This window comes from Methylibium rhizosphaerae, from assembly GCF_006386545.1.
Taxonomy (GTDB): domain Bacteria; phylum Pseudomonadota; class Gammaproteobacteria; order Burkholderiales; family Burkholderiaceae_C; genus Pseudorivibacter; species Pseudorivibacter rhizosphaerae.
Genome location: NZ_SWAR01000081.1, coordinates 1 through 5,452 on the forward strand (window position 1 = coordinate 1; position 5,452 = coordinate 5,452).

Below are 5,452 nucleotides of genomic sequence, written 5' to 3' on the forward strand. Positions count from 1 at the left end.
CAAAGCAAAAACGCCCGACCAGCTGGTCGGGCGTTTTGCGAGTTAATAGCCTGACGATGTCCTACTTTCACACGGGAATCCGCACTATCATCGGCGCTGAGGCGTTTCACTGTCCTGTTCGGGATGGGAAGGAGTGGGACCACCTCGCTATGGTCATCAGGCTGAACCGGTCACTGCCCTGCGGTTAGTTGGCAAGGCAGCCAATTTGTAGAGTCTGGTCAGCGATTTTTGATTGCGGCCACTTGGGCACAACACGCTTTGACGGTCACGTCAAAGTTATAGGGTCAAGCCTCACGAGCAATTAGTACTGGTTAGCTTAACTGGTTACCCAGCTTCCACACCCAGCCTATCAACGTCCTGGTCTCGAACGACTCTTCAGGGGGCTCAAGGCCCCGGCAGATCTCATCTTGAGACGAGTTTCCCGCTTAGATGCTTTCAGCGGTTATCTCTTCCGCACTTAGCTACTCGGCAATGCCACTGGCGTGACAACCGATACACCAGAGGTGCGTCCACTCCGGTCCTCTCGTACTAGGAGCAGGCTCTCTCAAATCTGCAGCGCCCACGGAAGATAGGGACCAAACTGTCTCACGACGTTTTAAACCCAGCTCACGTACCTCTTTAAATGGCGAACAGCCATACCCTTGGGACCGGCTACAGCCCCAGGATGAGATGAGCCGACATCGAGGTGCCAAACACCGCCGTCGATATGAACTCTTGGGCGGTATCAGCCTGTTATCCCCAGAGTACCTTTTATCCGTTGAGCGATGGCCCTTCCATACAGAACCACCGGATCACTTAGTCCTACTTTCGTACCTGCTCGACTTGTCAGTCTCGCAGTCAAGCACGCTTATGCCTATGCACTATTAGCACGATTTCCGACCGTGCCTAGCGTACCTTCGAACTCCTCCGTTACGCTTTGGGAGGAGACCGCCCCAGTCAAACTGCCTACCATGCACTGTCCCCAACCCGGATAACGGGTCAAGGTTAGAACCTCAAACACACCAGGGTGGTATTTCAACGTTGGCTCCATGGCACCTAGCGGCACCACTTCAAAGCCTCCCACCTATCCTACACAGATCTGTTCAAAGTCCAATACAAAGCTACAGTAAAGGTTCATGGGGTCTTTCCGTCTTTCCGCGGGGAGATTGCATCATCACAAACATTTCAACTTCGCTGAGTCTCAGGAGGAGACAGTGTGGCCATCGTTACGCCATTCGTGCAGGTCGGAACTTACCCGACAAGGAATTTCGCTACCTTAGGACCGTTATAGTTACGGCCGCCGTTTACTGGGACTTCAATCAAGAGCTTGCACCCCATCATTTAATCTTCCAGCACCGGGCAGGCGTCACACCCTATACGTCGACTTTCGTCTTTGCAGAGTGCTGTGTTTTTAATAAACAGTCGCAGCCACCGATTCTCTGCGACCCCATTGGGCTCCCCCTGTACGGGTTCACCTACTAAGGGCACACCTTCTTCCGAAGTTACGGTGTCAATTTGCCGAGTTCCTTCTCCTGAGTTCTCTCAAGCGCCTTAGAATACTCATCTCGCGCACCAGTGTCGGTTTGCGGTACGGTCGTGTGTAGCTGGAGCTTAGTGGCTTTTCCTGGAAGCAGGGTATCACTCACTTCAGCGGCAAGCCGCCTCGTTATCACCCCTCATCTAAACCCGGCGGATTTGCCTACCAGGCACGACTACAGGCTTGAACCGGGACATCCAACACCCGGCTGAGCTAACCTTCTCCGTCCCCACATCGCACTACACATCGGTACAGGAATATTGACCTGTTTCCCATCAGCTACGCATCTCTGCCTCGCCTTAGGGGCCGACTCACCCTACGCCGATGAACGTTGCGTAGGAAACCTTGCGCTTTCGGCGAGGGGGCTTTTCACCCCCTTTAACGCTACTCATGTCAGCATTCGCACTTCTGATACCTCCAGCAGACCTCACGATCCACCTTCACAGGCGTACAGAACGCTCTCCTACCGCGCGTATTGCTACGCACCCGCAGCTTCGGTTACTGGCTTAGCCCCGTTACATCTTCCGCGCAGGACGACTCGATCAGTGAGCTATTACGCTTTCTTTAAATGGTGGCTGCTTCTAAGCCAACATCCTGACTGTTTTAGCCTTCCCACTTCGTTTCCCACTTAGCCAATATTAGGGACCTTAGCTGGCGGTCTGGGTTGTTTCCCTCTTGTGTCCGGACGTTAGCACCCGGTGCACTGTCTCCCAAGCTGTACTCGTCGGTATTCGGAGTTTGCAATGGTTTGGTAAGTCGCCATGACCCCCTAGCCATAACAGTGCTCTACCCCCGACGGTAATACTTGAGGCACTACCTAAATAGTTTTCGGAGAGAACCAGCTATTTCCAAGTTTGTTTAGCCTTTCACCCCTATCCACAGCTCATCCGCTAGTTTTGCAACACTAGTCGGTTCGGACCTCCAGTGAGTGTTACCTCACCTTCATCCTGGCCATGGATAGATCACTTGGTTTCGGGTCTACACCCAGCGACTGAACGCCCTATTCGGACTCGGTTTCCCTGCGCCTTCCCTATTCGGTTAAGCTTGCCACTGAATGTAAGTCGCTGACCCATTATACAAAAGGTACGCCGTCACCCTTGCGGGCTCCGACTTTTTGTATGCATGCGGTTTCAGGATCTATTTCACTCCCCTCCCGGGGTTCTTTTCGCCTTTCCCTCACGGTACTAGTTCGCTATCGGTCGATTACGAGTATTTAGCCTTGGAGGATGGTCCCCCCATCTTCAGACAGGATTTCACGTGTCCCGCCCTACTTTTCGCACGCCTAGTTCCACCACCCACTTTTTTCATACGGGACTATCACCCACTATGGTCGGCCTTTCCAGACCGTTCTGATAAGTCGATGGCTAAAACGTGCAGGCTGTTCCGATTTCGCTCGCCACTACTTTCGGAATCTCGGTTGATGTCTGTTCCTCGAGCTACTGAGATGTTTCAGTTCACCCGGTTCGCCTCGCATACCTATGTATTCAGTATGCGATACCCCTAAGGGTGGGTTTCCCCATTCGGAAATCTCCGGATCAAAGCTTATTTGCCAGCTCCCCGAAGCTTATCGCAGGCTATCACGTCCTTCGTCGCCTGTAATCGCCAAGGCATCCACCACATGCACTTAGTCACTTGACCCTATAACTTTGACGCCTCGCTGATAAGAGGCATCGTCAAGGACTGGATCGACGGTTCAATGTCGATCTTTGAGTATTCGCGTTATGCCGTCTTCAAATTCTTTCGAATTGAAGTTTGGTGACGCAATCAAAAAGTTGCTGGCGGCACGGATGCGCCATGAAGCGCTTTCCGCCAGCAACGCTGATTTCGACTCTACAAATTGTTAAAGAACAACAGCCGACCCTTTCGGATCGCACACAAAAACCATCACCAATGGCTTTTGCGTGCGCTCAGAATCAGAATGAGTGGTGGAGGATGACGGGATCGAACCGACGACCCCCTGCTTGCAAAGCAGGTGCTCTCCCAGCTGAGCTAATCCCCCGTAACGATGGTGGGTCTGGTTGGATTCGAACCAACGACCCCCGCCTTATCAAGACGGTGCTCTAACCGACTGAGCTACAGACCCTCGCATTCCCTTGTGAACCGCGATGGCCCGCCTCTTTAACGTCAACCCGCGCTGCTAGCGCTGACGCTGTCGCCGGTTCACGTTTCACACGCTGTTGTCTACTTACAGCCGATAAGTGTGGGCGCAAGAATTTGAATGCTTTTTCCAGAAAGGAGGTGATCCAGCCGCACCTTCCGATACGGCTACCTTGTTACGACTTCACCCCAGTCACGAACCCTGCCGTGGTAATCGCCCTCCTTGCGGTTAGGCTAACTACTTCTGGCAGAACCCGCTCCCATGGTGTGACGGGCGGTGTGTACAAGACCCGGGAACGTATTCACCGCGGCAAGCTGATCCGCGATTACTAGCGATTCCGACTTCATGCAGTCGAGTTGCAGACTGCAATCCGGACTACGACCGGTTTTCTGGGATTGGCTCCCCCTCGCGGGTTGGCAGCCCTCTGTACCGGCCATTGTATGACGTGTGTAGCCCTACCCATAAGGGCCATGATGACCTGACGTCATCCCCACCTTCCTCCGGTTTGTCACCGGCAGTCTCATTAGAGTGCCCTTTCGTAGCAACTAATGACAAGGGTTGCGCTCGTTGCGGGACTTAACCCAACATCTCACGACACGAGCTGACGACGGCCATGCAGCACCTGTGTCCAGGCTCTCTTTCGAGCACCAAGCCATCTCTGGCAAGTTCCTGGCATGTCAAGGGTAGGTAAGGTTTTTCGCGTTGCATCGAATTAAACCACATCATCCACCGCTTGTGCGGGTCCCCGTCAATTCCTTTGAGTTTCAACCTTGCGGCCGTACTCCCCAGGCGGTCAACTTCACGCGTTAGCTTCGTTACTGAACAGCAAGCCGTCCAACAACCAGTTGACATCGTTTAGGGCGTGGACTACCAGGGTATCTAATCCTGTTTGCTCCCCACGCTTTCGTGCATGAGCGTCAGTACAGGTCCAGGAGATTGCCTTCGCCATCGGTGTTCCTCCGCATATCTACGCATTTCACTGCTACACGCGGAATTCCATCTCCCTCTACCGTACTCCAGCCATGCAGTCACAAATGCAGTTCCCAGGTTAAGCCCGGGGATTTCACATCTGTCTTGCATGACCGCCTGCGCACGCTTTACGCCCAGTAATTCCGATTAACGCTTGCACCCTACGTATTACCGCGGCTGCTGGCACGTAGTTAGCCGGTGCTTATTCTTCAGGTACCGTCATCCTCCCGAGGTATTAGCCCAGAAGATTTCTTCCCTGACAAAAGCGGTTTACAACCCGAAGGCCTTCTTCCCGCACGCGGCATGGCTGGATCAGGCTTTCGCCCATTGTCCAAAATTCCCCACTGCTGCCTCCCGTAGGAGTCTGGGCCGTGTCTCAGTCCCAGTGTGGCTGGTCGTCCTCTCAGACCAGCTACGGATCGTAGCCTTGGTGAGCCTTTACCCCACCAACTAGCTAATCCGACATCGGCCGCTCCAATAGCGCAAGGTCTTGCGATCCCCTGCTTTCACCCTCAGGTCGTATGCGGTATTAATCCGGCTTTCGCCGGGCTATCCCCCACTACTGGGCACGTTCCGATGCATTACTCACCCGTTCGCCACTCGCCACCAGGGTTGCCCCCGTGCTGCCGTTCGACTTGCATGTGTAAGGCATGCCGCCAGCGTTCAATCTGAGCCAGGATCAAACTCTTCAGTTCGATCTTGAATTTGCTCAAAACGGAATTGAAGTGAACTTCACTTCTTCATCCGTGAGCGTTTGTGGATCCGTAGATCCTTGGCATTCGCCTTCAAACGCCCACGCTTATCGGCTGTAACTTTTTAAAGAACTGCACCCTTCGGCGCGTCGCTGACTTCGTTGTGTTGTCATCAGC

General features: G+C 53.6%; 2 tRNA genes and 3 rRNA genes. All 5 read right to left on the reverse strand.

What is annotated here, in order from left to right:
* Nucleotides 1-48: 48 nt before the first annotated feature.
* Nucleotides 49-161: ribosomal RNA gene (gene rrf, locus E8D38_RS27115) — 5S ribosomal RNA — on the reverse strand.
* Between the two features lie 119 nt (nt 162-280).
* Nucleotides 281-3,154: ribosomal RNA gene (locus tag E8D38_RS27120) — 23S ribosomal RNA — on the reverse strand.
* 285 nt (nt 3,155-3,439) lie between these two features.
* Nucleotides 3,440-3,515 (reverse strand) — tRNA-Ala (locus E8D38_RS27125).
* Nucleotides 3,516-3,522: 7 nt separating this feature from the next.
* Nucleotides 3,523-3,599 (reverse strand) — tRNA-Ile (locus tag E8D38_RS27130).
* 148 nt (nt 3,600-3,747) lie between these two features.
* Nucleotides 3,748-5,278: ribosomal RNA gene (locus E8D38_RS27135) — 16S ribosomal RNA — on the reverse strand.
* The 16S, 23S and 5S rRNA genes sit together here with 2 tRNA genes alongside, the layout of an rRNA operon.
* Nucleotides 5,279-5,452: the final 174 nt, after the last annotated feature.